This is a genomic window from Helicobacter sp. (assembly GCF_022770205.1).
In the GTDB taxonomy this organism is placed as follows: domain Bacteria; phylum Campylobacterota; class Campylobacteria; order Campylobacterales; family Helicobacteraceae; genus Helicobacter_D.
In genome coordinates, this window is record NZ_JALEIK010000014.1 from 25,260 (window position 1) to 42,113 (window position 16,854).

General features: G+C 36.3%; 17 protein-coding genes and 2 pseudogenes. 3 read left to right on the forward strand and 16 right to left on the reverse strand.

Translation table 11 applies throughout. From position 1 onward, the window contains the following. Window position 1: 1 nt before the first annotated feature. The 3 genes from MRZ19_RS02185 to MRZ19_RS02195 are packed head-to-tail and all read left to right on the forward strand — an operon-like array spanning window position 2 to window position 2,699. The gene (locus tag MRZ19_RS02185) at window positions 2-979 is read left to right on the forward strand and encodes an ABC transporter substrate-binding protein (RefSeq protein WP_291029871.1); all 978 of its coding nucleotides are present in this window, start codon (window positions 2-4) and stop codon (window positions 977-979) included. Further along, window positions 976-1,965, forward strand: coding sequence for an iron ABC transporter permease (locus MRZ19_RS02190; protein ID WP_291029873.1), 990 nt, complete (start codon window positions 976-978; stop codon window positions 1,963-1,965). Before MRZ19_RS02185 ends, MRZ19_RS02190 begins: the two co-directional genes overlap by 4 nt. Then, the gene (locus MRZ19_RS02195) at window positions 1,962-2,699 is read left to right on the forward strand and encodes an ABC transporter ATP-binding protein (RefSeq protein WP_291029875.1); all 738 of its coding nucleotides are present in this window, start codon (window positions 1,962-1,964) and stop codon (window positions 2,697-2,699) included. The genes MRZ19_RS02190 and MRZ19_RS02195 overlap by 4 nt, the downstream gene beginning before the upstream one ends. Before the next feature lie 38 nt (window positions 2,700-2,737). Here MRZ19_RS02195 and cybH read toward each other — a convergent pair whose 3' ends face one another. From cybH to purB, 16 genes and pseudogenes are all read right to left on the reverse strand, one after another. Next, on the reverse strand, window positions 2,738-3,406 hold the full coding sequence (cybH, locus tag MRZ19_RS02200) for a Ni/Fe-hydrogenase, b-type cytochrome subunit (RefSeq protein WP_291029877.1): 669 nt from the start codon (window positions 3,404-3,406) through the stop codon (window positions 2,738-2,740). A gap of 10 nt (window positions 3,407-3,416) precedes the next feature. Continuing rightward, window positions 3,417-5,150: a nickel-dependent hydrogenase large subunit gene (locus MRZ19_RS02205; RefSeq protein ID WP_291029879.1), complete on the reverse strand. Its 1,734-nt coding sequence runs from the start codon at window positions 5,148-5,150 to the stop codon at window positions 3,417-3,419. A gap of 10 nt (window positions 5,151-5,160) precedes the next feature. Next, entirely contained in the window at window positions 5,161-6,321 is a 1,161-nt protein-coding gene (locus MRZ19_RS02210; protein WP_291029882.1) for a hydrogenase small subunit, read from the reverse strand. 836 nt (window positions 6,322-7,157) lie between these two features. After that, on the reverse strand, window positions 7,158-7,997 hold the full coding sequence (locus MRZ19_RS02215) for a DNA adenine methylase (protein ID WP_291029884.1): 840 nt from the start codon (window positions 7,995-7,997) through the stop codon (window positions 7,158-7,160). Next, complete coding sequence (locus MRZ19_RS02220) at window positions 7,994-9,079, reverse strand: hypothetical protein (protein ID WP_291029886.1); 1,086 nt, start codon at window positions 9,077-9,079, stop codon at window positions 7,994-7,996. Before MRZ19_RS02220 ends, MRZ19_RS02215 begins: the two co-directional genes overlap by 4 nt. Window positions 9,080-9,131: 52 nt before the next feature. Beyond that, window positions 9,132-9,962, reverse strand: a complete 831-nt coding sequence (locus tag MRZ19_RS02225; protein WP_291029888.1) for a site-specific DNA-methyltransferase — start codon at window positions 9,960-9,962, stop codon at window positions 9,132-9,134. 4 nt (window positions 9,963-9,966) lie between these two features. Continuing rightward, the gene (locus tag MRZ19_RS02230; protein WP_291029890.1) at window positions 9,967-10,272 is read right to left on the reverse strand and encodes a hypothetical protein; all 306 of its coding nucleotides are present in this window, start codon (window positions 10,270-10,272) and stop codon (window positions 9,967-9,969) included. Between the two features lie 385 nt (window positions 10,273-10,657). Further along, window positions 10,658-10,843 (reverse strand): DpnII family type II restriction endonuclease, encoded by a 186-nt coding sequence (locus tag MRZ19_RS02235; protein ID WP_291029892.1) that lies wholly within the window; start codon window positions 10,841-10,843, stop codon window positions 10,658-10,660. A 156-nt stretch (window positions 10,844-10,999) separates the two neighbouring features. After that, window positions 11,000-11,212: pseudogene (locus tag MRZ19_RS02240) on the reverse strand (site-specific DNA-methyltransferase); the annotation flags it as partial. Between the two features lie 340 nt (window positions 11,213-11,552). After that, window positions 11,553-12,134 carry a site-specific DNA-methyltransferase gene (locus MRZ19_RS02245; protein ID WP_291029894.1) on the reverse strand — a complete coding sequence of 194 codons (582 nt, stop codon included), beginning with the start codon at window positions 12,132-12,134 and terminating at the stop codon, window positions 11,553-11,555. A 347-nt stretch (window positions 12,135-12,481) separates the two neighbouring features. Next, the gene (locus tag MRZ19_RS02250; protein ID WP_291029896.1) at window positions 12,482-12,796 is read right to left on the reverse strand and encodes a hypothetical protein; all 315 of its coding nucleotides are present in this window, start codon (window positions 12,794-12,796) and stop codon (window positions 12,482-12,484) included. A 50-nt stretch (window positions 12,797-12,846) separates the two neighbouring features. Then, window positions 12,847-13,002 (reverse strand): annotated as a pseudogene (locus MRZ19_RS02255) (adenylosuccinate lyase); the annotation flags it as partial. A gap of 163 nt (window positions 13,003-13,165) precedes the next feature. Continuing rightward, window positions 13,166-14,446: a PD-(D/E)XK nuclease family protein gene (locus tag MRZ19_RS02260; protein ID WP_291029898.1), complete on the reverse strand. Its 1,281-nt coding sequence runs from the start codon at window positions 14,444-14,446 to the stop codon at window positions 13,166-13,168. A 338-nt stretch (window positions 14,447-14,784) separates the two neighbouring features. After that, on the reverse strand, window positions 14,785-15,030 hold the full coding sequence (locus tag MRZ19_RS02265; RefSeq protein ID WP_366936141.1) for a type I restriction-modification system subunit M N-terminal domain-containing protein: 246 nt from the start codon (window positions 15,028-15,030) through the stop codon (window positions 14,785-14,787). A 208-nt stretch (window positions 15,031-15,238) separates the two neighbouring features. After that, window positions 15,239-15,367, reverse strand: coding sequence for a hypothetical protein (locus tag MRZ19_RS02270; protein ID WP_291029900.1), 129 nt, complete (start codon window positions 15,365-15,367; stop codon window positions 15,239-15,241). Between the two features lie 89 nt (window positions 15,368-15,456). Further along, entirely contained in the window at window positions 15,457-16,794 is a 1,338-nt protein-coding gene (purB, locus tag MRZ19_RS02275; RefSeq protein WP_291029902.1) for an adenylosuccinate lyase, read from the reverse strand. Window positions 16,795-16,854 lie beyond the last annotated feature (60 nt).

The window sequence follows — 16,854 nt, forward strand, 5'->3', positions numbered from 1 at the left end:
TATGAAAAAAATTGCGTTTGTGCTGGCTTTATGCTGCTTGTTTTATGCTCAAGGTTTTGCAAAGACAAAGGTTGCTGTCATTGGTGGAATGTGGCCTGTGCCTAATATGCTTAGTGTTTATACCGATGCTGAAATTATCTATATGCCTAGGTCGGGTTTGATTGAGGATTCTGTGGTTTTGGACTTTTTTCCTAAGCTAAGAGAGATTAAAAAAGGAGCAAATTCTGATAATGATAATATAGAGGAGCTTTTGCTACTTAAAGCAGATTTGTATATTTGTCATCAGGCTAATGTTAAAATTTGTGGTGCTCTTAAAAAAGCGGGGGTGGAATTGATAGAGCTTGGTGTTAATGTGGATAATTATAATTTCAAGAAAGCTTTGGAGAGCTGGATTTTTCAGTTAGAAAAATATTTTCCCATTAAAGAGAAAAACCAAAAACTCATCGCCGAGATTGAGCGTATTCAAAAGGACATAGCACAAAGGATAGAGGGTAAAACAAAGCCTAGGGTTTTGATTGTTAGACAATATAGCGAGAAAAATATTTCTCCGGGATTTTATGCGGATTATTTTTATAAACAAAGTGGGGCAGCTAATAGCTATGATTTTAAAGCAAATGGTAGCATTAATTTAGAGGAGGTTTATAAGCTTAATCCGGAGGTGATTTTTATTAGTAATTTCACACCGCTAATGCCACAGGATTTATATGATGATAAAAAATGGCAAGGCTTGCAAGCTGTGAAAGATAAAAGAGTTTATAAAGTGCCTTTAGGCTCTTACAGGGCTTTTGCGCCTAATCTTGATTTTGGACCTTTTTTGCTTTATCTTGCGCAAAAAAATTATCCCGATGCTTTTAGGGATATGGATATAAAAGAGGTTTATAAAGAGCATTTTAAAACTTTTTTCAATCTTGAGCTTAGTGAAGAGCAGCTAGAGAGGGTGTTTAATCCTACTCCCATACAAGGCACGATAAAGCAATGAGATATATAGTTTTATTATTGATTTTGATTGTTGTTTGTTTGTATTGTTTGAGTTTGGGAAGGTATAGCTTAAGCCTTGAGGAGCTTTATAAGATTCTCTTAATGCGATTCCATCTTTTAGAATATGATGAAAATCTAGCCAATGCTGCGTTTATATTCTTTGATATAAGGCTTCCAAGGGTAATCTTAGCACTCTTTTGTGGGGCGACTTTGGGTATTGCTGGAGCTTCTTTTCAAGCTATTTTTAAAAATCCTTTAGCATCGCCGGATATTTTAGGGGTAACTAGTGGTTCAGCATTTGGTGCGGTTTTAGCTTTGCTTTTTGGTTTGGGCGTTTTTTGGGTAAATTCTCTGGCTTTTCTCTTTGGAATCATAAGTTTGACTCTTACGCTTTTTATTGCAAGGGGAGCTAGTAATTATGTGATGATAGTGCTTGCTGGAATTATTGTAGCGGCACTTTTTCAAAGCTTCATTTCCTTGGTGAAATATTTAGCTGATCCACAAGATGTCTTGCCTGTGATAACTTACTGGCTTTTAGGTTCTTTGCAGGTTAGTGATGTGGCACAGATAGTTTTTTGTTGTGTCATTACAAGCGTTGGAATTTTAATTTTACTCTTTTTTAGATGGAAGCATAATCTTTTAATGCTGGAGGATTTGGAGGCTAAAAGTCTTGGTTTAAATGTAACACAGCTAAGAATCATTCTTATTGTTGTCAATACGCTTATCATCTCTTCTATTGTAAGTTTGTGTGGGATTATTTCTTGGGTGGGGCTTATTATACCACATATTGCAAGGCTGATTTTTGGAAGTGATAATGCGAAAATCCTTCCTACTAGCGTATTTATAGGAGCTATCTTTATGTTGATTATTGATACTATGAGTAGGAATTTATTCGGACAGGAGATTCCTATTTCTGTATTGAGTGCCTTTATTGGTGCATCGGTATTTCTTTTTATACTTTATCGTTTTAAAGGAGTGAATTTATGAGTGTGTTTAAAATCAATGGAGCGTGTTTTGCCTATAAGGATAAGATGGTTTTTAAGGATTTAAATTTTGATTTAAATCCCGGAGAAATTTTAGCGATTTTAGGGCATAACGGAGTGGGGAAGACAACGCTGATTAAATGTTGCATTGGGCTTTTAAAATGGACGAATGGGAAAAGTTTTTTACTCCAAAAAGATATTAAAAGCATTCCTATTAAGAAGCTTTTTTCACAAATAGCCTATGTGCCTCAAGCGAAAAATTCTAGTATCAACTTAAGCGTCTTGGATATGGTTTTGCTGGGTTGCAATATGCACATAAAAAGCATTCCTAAGAAAATGCACAGAGAAAAAGCCTATGCAATTTTAGAGTCGCTTAATATTGCAAAACTAAGTGAAAAATCTTGTGCAAATTTAAGTGGAGGTGAATTGCAAATGGTTGTTTTAGCGAGGGCTCTTATTAATGATCCTTTGTTGATTATATTAGATGAGCCTGAATCTAATTTAGATTTTAAAAATCAACATTGTATTTTAAATGTTTTAGAAAATTTAAAAAAGCAAAATAAAGCTATCATTATCAACACGCATTTTCCACAAAATGCCTATAAATTAGCTGATAAGGTTTTGATTATGCAAGATAGAAAGTATCTTTTTGGAGATAAACATCTCATTAATAAAAAACAACTCAGTACAAGTTTTGAAGTGGATGAAAACTTTTTTGATTATTTAAATTTGCTTTAATAAATACCTATAAAGCTTCTAAAGAATAGGGAGGATTCCTATTCTTTTTCAAATTTAGCACCACTTATGATAGAGTCAATTCCTCCACCTGGATAGCGTGTAGCATTCCATACAGCCATATAAATGTGAATAGGGATAAAAATCACAAATGCCCAAGTTAAGATATGATGGATTGAACGCACATTTGCAAGCCCTCCGCACAACACTTCAATGGGCTTCATCAAAGGAGCAATAAATCCTCCAAAGCCCTCGTGATAGACATTTGCATATAGCACTAAGCCTGTAAGTGAAATTGCAAGAATGAGCAACATTATGGTGATATAAGTGATAAGCTGTAAGGGATTATAAGAACCTTTTAAATGCGGATGTCCACCAAGCAGTAAATATGCCTTAATGACACCAATCCAAACCATAGGATTAATGAAGTCTGAAAATGAACGACGCTCCTTTGCGCATTCTTTGGTGAAAAATAAATAAATCCGAAAAATTGTAACCGCAATGAGTGCAAATCCAAAAATCAAATGCCAACTACGCATTAGCGCATATAGGAATCCTGTGGGCTCGCCACTAAAATTGTTAGGAGCTAAGAAGGGATAGCCTAGATAAAAGCCTGTTCCAATAAGCACAAAAATGGTAATTGCTCTTATCCAGTGAAAAATCCGTGTAAGCTTAGAAAACTCAACAACGCGTTTATATTTTGTTTCCATAATTTCCCCTTTAAATGTTACAATTCATTGCAATAGGATCAAGCTTATATTGACTAATTGCATTCCCCTTTGCGTCTATTAAATGTACAGAACACGCAATGCAAGGATCAAAGGAATGGATTGTGCGGATAATTTCAAGCGGCTGGGTTAAATCCTGAATTTTTGTGCCAATAAGAGATGCCTCATAAGGTCCCATTTGGTTTTTAGCATCTTTTGGTCCTGCATTCCAAGTACTAGGAACAACAGCTTGATAATTTGAAACCACACCATCTTTGATTCTTACCCAATGGCTTAGTGTCCCGCGTGGCACATTTCCGATATAACGCCCTTTGTATTCCTTGCTATTATCAATATTATAAGGCGCACAAGTTGCCTGATCACTTTTTAGATTTTCCACTAAAGAATTAAAGGCTTCGATTCCATAATTTGCTGAAAGCTTGCATTCAAGTGCTCTAGCTGCTGTTCTTCCAAGCGTGCTAAAAAGTGCTTCAATAGGCAAGCCTGTATCCTCTAAAAATTGTGTGGCAATCTGTGTAATGCGCGGATTTTTCGCAGCAAGCCCCACAACAATCGCCGCTAGAGGTCCAACTTCCATAGACTCTCCATTATAGCGCGGAGATTTAATCCAGCTGTATTTGCCATCTGTATCTAAGGCTTTCGTATGGATAAGGTTGCCATCTGGTCCAATTGTATCTTTATCTACAAATCCTGTGTAATTTGGCTCTGTTTCACCATCATAAGGATGCAGAGGTTTATCATTTTTATACCAAGAGTGGATAGCTTCTTCTGTGATTAAATCTTCATCTAAGTCTAGGAGTTTTGAAATATCTCCATTGCGAACAATACCCGTGCTATAAAGAGTTTCACTGCGATTTACCGGAATTTCAGCGTGGCATAAGAAATTGCGCACTCCACAGCCCTTAAGCACACTTGGCTCATTCTTATACATTTCAGCTGCCATAACAATATCAGCATAATATGCACGATTTACAAATTCTTGCACTTCTTTGTATTTAGTTAGCCAATCTCCAAGTCTTGTTGGGTCTAAAAGATCCATCACGCAAGTTACCCCACCAACTGTTAGACTTTGCGGATGGGGTTGTTTTGCGCCAAAGATAGCCATCATTTGTGCTGCTACCCTTTGCACTTCAAGTGCTTTTAGGTAGTGTGAGAGAACAATTAAATTTTGCTCTGGAGAAAAATGGTAAGTTTTATGTCCCCAATATGCGTTTGCAAAAGGTCCTAAACCTTGTTTTCCGCTTGCAAACTTTTTAACTCTTTCTTGCACATTTGTTAACTCATCTGCACCTGTTGCAAGAGGCGTTTTGGAGTATTTAAAGGCAAGTTCAGAAGCTTTTTTGGGATCTGCTTTTAAAGCAGAGGTAATATCACACCAATCAAGCCCGTGCAAGTGATAAAAATGCACCAAATGATCGTGTAAGACAAGAGAAACATTCATTAAAGAACGTACCATTTCTGCATTAAAAGGGACTGTAATGCCAAGTGCGTCTTCTACTGCTGCAACTCCGGCTTTGTAATGGGAAAAAGTGCAAACCCCACAAATCCTTTGTGTCAAAAAGCCCACATCTCTAGGATCGCGATTTTTTACAATGACTTCAATTCCACGCCACAATGTTGAACTAGAATACGCATCGGTAATGACATTATTTTCATCTACCATCACCTCAATTCTCAAATGCCCTTCAATTCTTGTGATGGGATCTACAATGATTCGTTTTGTCATTCATTCCTCCTTATGCTTGATCTTTTTCTTTTTTGATATTGCTCAACACAGCGTGCGCTGCCATACCAATAGCAGCCGCTCCTAAAAGTGTGATTCCAATCGTGTCTGCTGTCCTATCTGCACCCCCTAGCATAGGTGTGTCATACAACTTGCTAGCAAGCGGTTCTTCAAAAGGTCCCATTGTGTCCCAAAAGTTTGGTTCGCTACAACCAATACAGCCGTGTCCTGCTTGAATAGGCCAGCTTGTGTGTGAGTTAAAGCGGAGCTTGGAGCAGTTATTGAAAGTGTAAGGACCTTTACAGCCTACTTTATACAGGCAATAGCCGCTTTTTGCGCCTTCATCACCAAAAGTTTGGACAAATTCACCCGCATCAAAATGCCCGCGCCTTTCACATAAATCGTGGATTCTAAATCCGTATGCCCATTTAGGACGATTGTAAGCATCAAGGCTTGGTAAGGTCCCAAAAAGAATAAAGTGCAACACATTGCCTACAATGTTTTTCTCACTTGGTGGGCAACCCGGGACATTAATTACAGGCTTATTTGTTACTGCTGTGAGCGGTTTTGAGGCAGTTGGATTTGGATTTGCTGCTTGGATACCGCCAAAGCTAGAGCAAGTTCCAATGGCAAAAATCGCTGCTGCGTGTTCACTTGCTTCTATTGCGGTTTGCATTCCTGTTTTACCATGTGCGCCAATGGTTAAATATCCACCTTCTAGTGCAGTAGGAACGCCTCCTTCTACCATTAATACATAGCGTCCTTTATAGCGTTCCATTGCAGATTCTAGGTTTTCTTCTGCTTGAAAACCAGAAGCAGCCATTAGTGTTTCGTGGTATTCTAAAGAAATGTAATCAAAAATAAGACTATCAATTCCCGGACCATCGCTTCTTAGTAGGCTCTCACTACAGCCTGTGCATTCTGCTAAATGTAGCCAAATCACTGGAAGTCTATCCGCAACTTCTGCCGCCTTTGCTGTAAGCGGAGCAAAACTTGCTGGTAACGCTAGCATTGTCGTCATTGCCCCTGCCCATTTCATAAAATCTCTTCTTGAGATTCCTTTTTCTTTAAGCATTTTTTTAATGCTATTGCCTTTTTTGAGTGCTGGAAATTTAGCAAGTTTTGCTAGCCTTTCCTCTGCTTGTTTAAGTAAAAGATTGTCTTTTTCTATCATCTTAACCTTCCTTCACATTGAGAGTTGAAAAATCGTTTAGAATTTACTCTTTTTTTTCTTAATTTAAACTACAAAAAGTTAATAATTTTTTAAATTGACGAAAGTTTAAGGGTTTAGTGTGATTTTTTAATTCATCATCAAGTGCTTTATTAATATTCGTATGGTTATCAATTAAATTCCTTCGTTTGCAAAGCTAGAGTTTGACACCGCTTAAAAATAACTTTCTTTCAAATTGTTAAAATTATAAAATCACGGCAATTTAGATTCCAACTTAGCTCTAGCGTTTCCTTTTTGCCAGCCGTTAAGTAGTTCACTTATCCTGCCCACTTTGTGTCTTTTTGCTTTGTATGATTTTATCACTTTTCTCTTACATTGTAGATTCACTTAAGCTTTTTTATAGTTCAATCTCTTTGTCCTTTAGCCAAAAAATTGAGCTTTTTAAAGAGAGAATCCTGCCTATTTCTCACATTTACATACAGCAATCCATAATTGTTTGGAAAGTTTTACTGGTGCTTACTAAATTCTTTATTCAACCCTTTTGCTACCGCTATGTCCCAAATTTGTGAGGCTTTAAGCGAAGTGGTTACGCCTTGTAACACTTCTTTGGGTTTTTATTCTTTTACTAGGATTTTATAAAGCCCTTATTGTAGCATTTAGTTTTACACATTTAAATCTTAAGATTTTAAAGTCCTTTCTCAAAACGCCCTAAATAATTTTAAATCTTTAATTTTAGATTCCAACATTTTGCCCTTAGAATTCTTGCATTTTATGCTTATATCTATAAAGCTAGATTCTTTTTTAGTGCTTATGCGCAATCCTTATAACTATCATATAAATTACGCACTAAAAAGTGAAAGGCTAGATAAAGCAAAATTGCTAATTAAAAGCTCTCTGCCCTTTTGTGCCTTATCTTGCTTAAAATTATTCATACCATACTGCACACTAAATTCTTTTACATAAAAATCCCTATAAAGTTCTCTAATAAACTCACTATCATCATAAGTTAGCAAAAATTTATGCGTTGTGTTTTTAAGATTTTCACAAAGCCTTTTGTGGTCAAAGCCTATGTGTAAATCACCCTTTTTGCCATAAAGCTTTGATTTAATCGCGCTAAAATAAGGCGGATCAAGGAATATAAACACGCCTTGCCCCTCTTTTTGCAATAGCACTTCATAATCATCGCTGCTAAAATAAAAATGCTGCAAAATCTGTGGCATTGCCCTAAGCCGCTCAATGCTACTTTGTGTAAAGCGAGATTCATAAGCCTTTTGAGAATATCCGCCACAATCAAGTAGCCCTGAAAAAGTAACGCGATTTAAGATAAAAAAATCTACCGCTCTTTGCAATGGGCTTAAATCTTGCTTCCTGCGGCTTAAAATCTCTGTGTGTAACTCTCTGCCATCTTTATAAGCTTCTTTTATTGCGACAATCTTTTCAATAAGACGCATAGAATCCACTTTTAATGTCTGCCAAAAGCAGTATAAATCATAGTTTAAATCATTAGCAAAAAAAATTGCGTTTGTATGTGTTTGTGCAAGATAAAGCCCCACACTCCCACCGCCAAAAAATGGCTCTCTAAACTCTTTAAAATCTTTAGGAAAAAAGTCTTGCAGAAACTTTATCACCCTGCTTTTGCCTCCGGGATAGCGAAGCGGAGATTTGTGATAATTTTTCATAGATTTATCCATACTTCAAAATGATTGTTGCTAGATTCTATATTAAGTGCTTGAAGTGTTGCAATATGCGTTTGTGAAAAAGTATTGCGGTTGATGAAATCTTGCAAATTATCACTAGGCAATATACAGCTATCTTGTAAAAGCCCCGAAGTAAGTCGCAAAACTACTTTAAACTTCTCATAGCCCACAATAGAATCTATATTGTTATAAAGCATAAGTTTTAAGAGTCCATCTTTTACATCATCACTACTTGGAAGCAATGCGTTTTTACTATGCTTACTCTCACATAAAACTAAAATATTATCCTGCAATAGCACATCATCACAAGTGAAAAAATACTGCCCACCTAAATAGTTTTCTATGGTGATTTTACATTTTTGCCCTATGCCAATTTGCTCTTTTGGCTGCAAAGTTAGCATTTCTCTATGCTGTGCTGCCCTAGCTTTTGTCCGTGAGAAATCCATAAAAGATTCTTTGCTTTTTATGATTTTTGCGATGAATTTATCAATACTTTCCAAACTATGAAGTTTTACTCCAAGAGATGTAGCAATATCCACATAAGCATTTTTAGCTTTTTGTGCTAAGGCAGGAAGATTTTCAAGCTGATTTATATTCCAATGCAATGCTGATTGATGATAATTTGTAAGCTTACTAAGTTGTTTGCAAATATACTCATTATTAAATTGCTGATTGGTAATTTTGCCCTGCTTTGTTGGGTGCAAATTTGCCTTGTCATAAAAGGCGATAATCGCATAAACATTGAGCAAACTCATAAGGCTAAGGCTATCCCATTGTAAATAATCCCTATCGCCATTTATCCCTTCATCTTTGATTAGTGGGATTATCGTTACTACCTTATTTGTGCCACTGCTAAAAGTATCATACACTCTAGCATAAGGATAAGATCTTGTGCGTTTGGGGCTTACCCACTTGCTTATAGCAAAGCTTTTATTCTCAAAATTTACAATACATTTGCTAGGCAGGTTATTGATATTATCAAAATCATATCGCTCTAAATCCTCTCCCCAAGATTTTGTGCAAGATTTTATATAAGAAAAATTCTTTATCTTTGCGTGTAGCATATAAGTCCCTTATTATAGAGTATAAATATATTTCATTGCACAAATTATTTTTCTAAATATTATTACACAACCTTAAATCAGTTATTTTAGATTCTATTGCTTTAAATTTAGAGTCTAGCTCGTCCTTGCGTTTTATACTTAGATCTATAGAGCTAGATTCTTTCTCGATACCTACAAAATGCCTACCCAAGAGATTTGCTGCAATGCCTGTAGTGCTAGAGCCTGAAAATGGATCGCAAATGATAGAATCTTCATTGCTTGCCATTAAAAGCAATCGCACCAAAAGGGCTAAGGGCTTTTGTGTTGGGTGTTTGCCAAAGGTCTTTTCCCAAGGGGCGATAGCTGGGAGACTCCACACATCACGCATTTGCTTATTGTTATTGAGCTTTTTTAGAATCTCATAGTTAAAAATATGCTTATGTTTATGACTTTTTCTAGCCCAAATGATTTGCTCAGTAGAGTGCGTAAGATAGCGACAACTAAAGTTTGGTGGGGGATTAGTTTTCTGCCAAGTAATGATATTTAAAATCTTAAAATCAAGCTTTTGCAACGCCCTGCCAAGTGAAAAAATATTATGATAAGTCCCGCTTATCATAATGCTACCTGTTGGCTTTAGGGCGACTCTAGCATTGCGTATCCACTCCATATTAAATCTATCGATTTCATCAATATTTTCTCCCCTATCCCATTCGCCTTTATTTACACTCACAATCTTACCGCTTTGGATACTTAAGCCATCATTTGAGAGAAAATAAGGCGGATCAGCAAAAATCACATCAAAACTCTCTTTCATCTGTGGCAAAAGCGCATTACAATCACCTTGATAGAGACTAAATGTAGAATCTAGACTTGTAAAAGTAGGAGTGAGTGTATGAGCAATCATTAAGCTAAATCTTTTTTTGCAAGCCATTAAACAGCATTGATCTACCAGACCTGTTCCAATATGTAATGTCCTGCTTGATAAACAACCATTTAATACAACACAAAACAACAGCAATAGGTATCTCTTCATTATCATAGTTTGTAAAAGGTGGCAAATCTTTTGCTTCTTCTACAATATCAAAATTCTCACATTGAAAAATCCTATTTATCAGTTTTTTTAATTTTGTCGTATTCTTTGAAATAATGCTGTTTGTATGCCACCAAAATGGCCACGATGTCCGTATGAGAAGGGTTTCTATGTCGCCTAGCATCCCCTAATTTAAAATACATATTTTCAACATTCACAACAAAGTCAAAGCCCTTATTAAGTCGTGTAAGTCTTTGTAGATAAATAACATACTGATCTACAGATTCAACTATATACTTAATAGGCTGATCTGCCTTCAGCAAATTCCCACCCTGACTTTTCTTGCAAAAACAAGAAAATCAACTCTTTTCTTATTTCATCTCGCGTATTAGCATTTAGAACATATTCTATTTCCAACACAACAATTCTCGTTTAAATGATATAGTTTTACAAAGAAAACTTAAAGTTATATCATTTTTTTACCAATTTTTTTATGTGGTGGCTGAAATTTAAAACATTCGCGGATCGCTAAAATCAAAGGCAAAACATCAAAAGCCTTAGCATATTCATTAAAAAGCAAAGCAATCTCTCAAACTATCTTTTGATACACCTAGCAAAAGATTGAAATCATTAAGGCTAATACTTAACCTATCTTTATTTGCTAGACATTTTTGCCAATCCACAAACAAGCCCAAATCCCTATTTGTAGCCCTCAGAGTGCTTAGAAAAATCTCAAATGACAATGTATTTTTCATAATTATCCCTTTTATTAAGATTTTAAAATCCAATATTCTAAAGCACTATCTTTATTTTGGATTCTATCTCTTTGCGTTTTATGCCTATACAACTAGATTCTTTTTTAATACCTATAAACAGCCTGTGTAAATTTACTGCCTAGCTGCATTATAACACTAGACTTTAAAAAGTTTCACATTCTCTTTTAATCTTTTTTCTATAAGCTTGCAATACGCTTTATCAAGCTCAAGCCCAATGCCTATGCGACAATTAGATTCTGCTTCTAAAAGCGTCGTGCCACTCCCACAAAATGGATCAAATACCACTTCGCCCACATAAGAGAAAAGTTTAATGCACCGCTTAGGCAACTCTCTAGGAAAAGGAGCAGGATTGTAAGTGCTTTTGACTTTGGGCTTTTAAAAAGAATTATTTTTAGTAAATTGTTGCACGGCTTGCAAAAAAAGTTTTTTTGTAAAAAATTGCAAGGCAAAAAGTGCAAAATTCTCTTTGTTTTGGGCTTGCCTTTGGGGCGCGGGATTTGGCGCGGTTTGGAGGCTTAGGCTTTATGCTTTTGTTTGTGGTAAGTTTGGCGCGAGTAAAGTGAGTGTGCCAGAAATCCGTAAAATGACTTTTTATGTCTTGCTAGTCAAAATGCCTGTTTTAGGATATTTGGGTAGTTTTTTGAAATTGTGAAAAAGCAAAATAGATTTTGGAATGTAGAATCTAAGCTCAAAACAAAGAAACTTCCTTGCGATTTTGTGAGCTTTGCAACTTAAATTCCTCTTTGATTTTTCCTTGATTTGCTAGTCTATCAAGTATCATTGCATAATAGGGCTTATGTAATTCACAACTTAGCCATTGTCGCTTTAACTTCTCACATAGCACAAGCTCACCGCCACTTCCACCAAAAAGGATAAACACAGAATCCCCTTCATTGGTGCAAGATTTTATTAACATTTCCACTAAGCCCAAGGGAATCTGACAAGAATGGAAGGTTTTGTCTTTGCTGACATTTTTGACTAAATCAAAATAAAACCAAGAATAAGGCATTCTGCCCTTATGTCCTTCTTTTAGCCTTTGTAAGATTCTCTTATCGGTGGGGTTTTGGTAAGGCAGGGCGATATTGTCTTTATAACAATGATTATTCTTTGTTTTTGTCGCGTGAAGTATGCTTCTGTGGGCTGTGGTAAGGCGCCTTTTGCTATGCCCAACATTTGTATTATATACCCATACATATTCTTGCACATCATAAGCAATAGAATCTAGGCATTTAACCCTTAGATACGCATTTTGCTTAGGATAATTCATCATAAATAAAATTCCCGCTAGGCTTTAATACACGTATGGATTCTTTAGCCAACTCACAATACCATTGTATATAGTCTTCCCATTTTTGCGTGTATTTTGAGCCATTATAATTAATGCCTACATTATAATCTGGGTCCCCATTACCATATCCAAGCTAGAATCTGGCAAGGTTTTAAGCACTTTTAATACATCGTCGTTATAAAGTTTATTGAGTTTCATTTCATTGCCTTACCAAAACATATTCGCACGATTTTAAAAATACAATAGAATCTAAACGCAAAGGATTACTAAAAGTATAAGCCCAAAGTTTTAAACTAGTAAAATATTGCTTTCACTATCATTGTATTCATTTAAAAGGCTTTTTTATATTGCCAACTTATGCGTTTTTGCAAAGCTTCAAAAGGGTGGTAGAGTTTATCAATACCCTTTATAAACTGATGATAGCCGCTACCTAAATGCAAAATACAAATATTTTCATTAATAAAGCTTTGTGGGAGTTTTTCACTAGAATCTAGCTTTGTCGCGTCAAATGGATTGCCAAAACCATATTGTTTAGATACTTCTTTAACTAAATTATTATCAAAAGTAAAACTATTGTGTTTGCTACAATACTGATACAAAGCTTCCAAAACTAAATGTTTTTTACTCTCAAGCCTTTTACTCACTTTCCACACCTCATTTTAGATATTTCCCAATCCATAAAACATCTCTTTTCTCACTCCCCAAACACCCTTTGAAAAATAGAATCTACATTTTTTGTGTAGTAGCTAAACTCAAAGCATTCTCTAATCGCAACTTCGCCGATAAGTCCTACAAGCTCAGAATCTGCTAAGAGATATTGCAAATAAAGCGATTCGCCTTTATCGTTTATTGTTAAATATCATTTCTAAATATTCATTTAAATTATCTTTTATATTTTTAGTTTTACCCTCGCTATCTGTGAATGTAGCGCTATGGCTTTTAGCTGATTTAATCACATTAGCAAACAACTCCGAAGGACGAATGAAAAACCCCTTTTCTGTGCAAGATGCGGTCTATCGCAAATATTTCAGAATATGTTCCTCAAATACTTTCACAGCATTTCTCACGAAATTCTTTCTGTACTGACGATCAACTAGATTGATAGCACACTGATTCATATGCTTAAAATCCGGCACATCATCATAATAATCAAACTGATGTCTTCTATTCGGATAACACCATGTAAACCACCAGTTGAAAGGCGTCATAACATCTCTGTCAAGATAATGGGTTGCTTCATCTATGAGATTTTCCGTTATATTGTTAACCTGATATCCTTTTTGTTTCCCGTCCTGTGATAATAACTCAGTATCAAACAGAGTGATTCCGGCATATAGATTATGCCAGAGTTCAATACGAAACCACATCTGCAGACTACCTTTTTTGAACTTCGCTTTCTTTACTACATAATTTAATCCAGGATATGTACCATCGCTAATTTCGTAAAATTTGTCATGTTCTTTTTCTTCATACGAATAATAACCAAATTCTTTCTCAAGTTCCAGCCCATATTGGGGGGCAATGATCTCCATTTCCTCCTTAAAGTCATCAAAAACAAGTCTCATAAGACCCAGCTTAGCTGTTTTCATAGACCTTTCAATTTCAATGCCTGCACTAAAATAGTCCGGCGATTTATATAATATTTCTAAGTTTCTTTCCATAAACCTTTTGTCTCCTTCATTTGTAAACATATGAATGCTGTCTATATACTGTATAATGATTGACTTCATCGGTTTATCCAGTTTTTCCAACAACTTCGTCAGCCAGCAACAAATATCGTCTTTCCATGAAATACAGCGTATGTGATTGAGTGGTAAAATATCTGTACTACCTTGTTTTTTTCGGCTATAGGGTGAGGGCGAATCTCCAAATCTTGTCAGATAAACCAATGGAGAATTTTTCGCATATTTGTAATAATCATAACACTGCCCCTCCTGTTCATCTCCAAAAATTTTTACTTCCATTGGAATATTAAACCGAGAATTCTCAATCATAATATCAATACGTTTGCCACGGTCTATTACATACTCTCTCATGACATGTGTGTATTCAAGCAAAGTTTCATTTACATCATCTCTATTTAGGACATCCTCAAGAAAGGATTTCAAAAACAAAGTCCCACAACCATGCTGTCCTTCCGGATTTAGTAAATCCGCTAAAAAACGGCACATGAGTACCTCTTTTGCATTAATCCCCAGTACGTTAAAGATATTATATTCTGACATTGACTTATAAAGTGGTAGATTTTTTCTTTCGTCACATATTTTTGAAAGCAGTTCTTCGTAATGATCCATTCGCAAGTTCCTCCTTATAGATAGCTGTTCTGTTCACAAAGATCATAATATACAACATGTCATAATCCAAACTATCACAAACAAAATCTCCTTACATAACCTTTTGACACCTACTCAAATTCCAATATATAATTCATAAAATAGTACTCTTATCATTGCAATCATTAATATTATAAAAAACCTAAAATGCATAAACCGTCCCAAATAATTCCCCGATTTGAAATGTATATACCAACCATTTTCCAGAAAAATCATTACAAGTAGTTCTGATTGAGGTAATAATAAAAATGTGGTGTAATTTATTCAGATAATATTTGTGGGGTGATTACATGACATTACTAGACCAGGGCCCTTTCCAACTCGGCTTGGCTATCTTTTAAATTTGCATAATCAAAAGTGGTATCGCCTGCTGCTGCTCTCTCCCCTTCATTTATATAATTAGCTATATTTTCTGATATATATCTATAAAACATAACGCCTAGCACATACTGCTTAAAATCCCATCCATCCACTGAACCTCTCAAATCATCAGCGATGGACCATATCGCTTTATGTAATTCTTCTCTTTGGTGGTTGCTTGCCATTTTGATTACCTTTAAATTTGATTTTTGATAGCGTGTTTTGGTGTGTATTATATATTTTCAGTAATTTTAAGAAGGCAGATGATTTGCGCCTTCCTAGATGATCTTGGCTAATTGGTGTCATGGTTTGTCTTTTTGGTCAGGGTGAGAAAAGTTTGGAGTCGTAGCATCATGAATATCTATGCCTTGTGGGTAGATAAGCTTTTGATTGTTAAAATCTACTTGCTGTGTGGGAATCTATGGTTTTTGTGTAGGTAGGCTTAGAATCTAGGCTTTTAGATTCCAATTTTTCAAAGCCTAAAAGCTCTAGCACTTCTTTTAGATTTTGCTGTGTAATCATTGCGCTATCCTTAAATTGACATTTTATACCAGCACAACATCACCTATAGCGGTAAAAAAGGCTTTAAAGGCTTCTGTGATGCTCTGGTTTTATATCTTGTTCCCAAACACTCTTTGAAAAATCGCATCGACATTTTTTGTGTAATAGCTAAACTCAAAGCATTCTCTAATTGCCTCTTCTCCAATAAGTCCTACAAGCTCAGAATCTGCTAAGAGATATTGCAAATAAAGCGATTCGCCTTTATCGTTTAGCGCATTTTTTCCTTCTTGCAAATCGCCCCATACTTGCATCGCATTGCGTTGCACGATTTTATAGGCATCTTCGCGCGATATGCCTTGTTTTGGAAGCTCTAAAAGTATGCGCTGGGAAAACACAAGCCCGCCTGTTAAGTTAAGATTTTTTAGCATATTTTTTGGATACACCACGAGCTTTTCAAGCAGCCCTTTTAAGCGATGGAGCATAAAATCTGTCGTAATAAAGCTATCTGGCAAAATGAAGCGCTCCACACTTGAATGGCTAATATCCCTCTCATGCCAGAGGGCGACATTCTCCATTGCCGGCAGAGCATAGGAGCGAATCATTCTGCAAAGCCCTGTGATGTTTTCACTCAAAACCGGATTGCGCTTATGTGGCATAGCAGAGCTGCCCTTTTGTCCGCTTTCAAAATACTCTTCAGCTTCATAGACTTCTGTGCGTTGCAAATGGCGCACTTCTATGGCGATTTTCTCGCAACTACTGGCCAAAAGTGCTAAATCACTCATTAGCCTTGCATATCTATCGCGTTGGATGACTTGGTTACTCACAGGCGCGGGCTTTAGCCCTAGTTCTTTACACACCAGCTCTTCTAATTCCATAGGTGTATGCGCGAGATTCCCCATTGCGCCACTTAGCTGCCCTACAGCAATGACTTCTAAGGTAGATTCTAAAGCGTTTAAATGCCGTCCTAACTCATCATACCAAATCGCTAGCACAAGCCCAAAGGTGATAGGCTCTCCGTGGATTCCATGAGAGCGTCCAACCATAAGCGTGTATTTATGCTCTATTGCGCGGTTTTTTATGACTTCGCGCAAGTCTTGTAAATCTTGAATGATAATTTTTAGAGAATCGCGCATTTGCAACGCCACAGCCGTATCAATGCAATCACTTGAAGTAATCCCATAATGCACCCAGCGGCTTTCTTCACCCAAAGACTCCGCGACGCTTGTGGTAAAGGCGATTAAATCATGCTTTGTAACCGCCTCGATTTTCTCAATGCGCGTAATATCAAACTTCGCATTTTTGCAGATTTTCTCACAATCAGAATCAGGGATTAGCCCTAAGCGATTCCACCCGCGCACAAGGGCTTTCTCCACCTCTAGCCACGCGCTGTATTTGGCCTCCACACTCCAGAGATTTTTCATCTCACTTCTTGCATATCGCTCTACCATTTTTCCTTTCCTTGTGCTTTAGATTTATCTGATTTTACTTGCTTTTTAGTTTGGTAGACG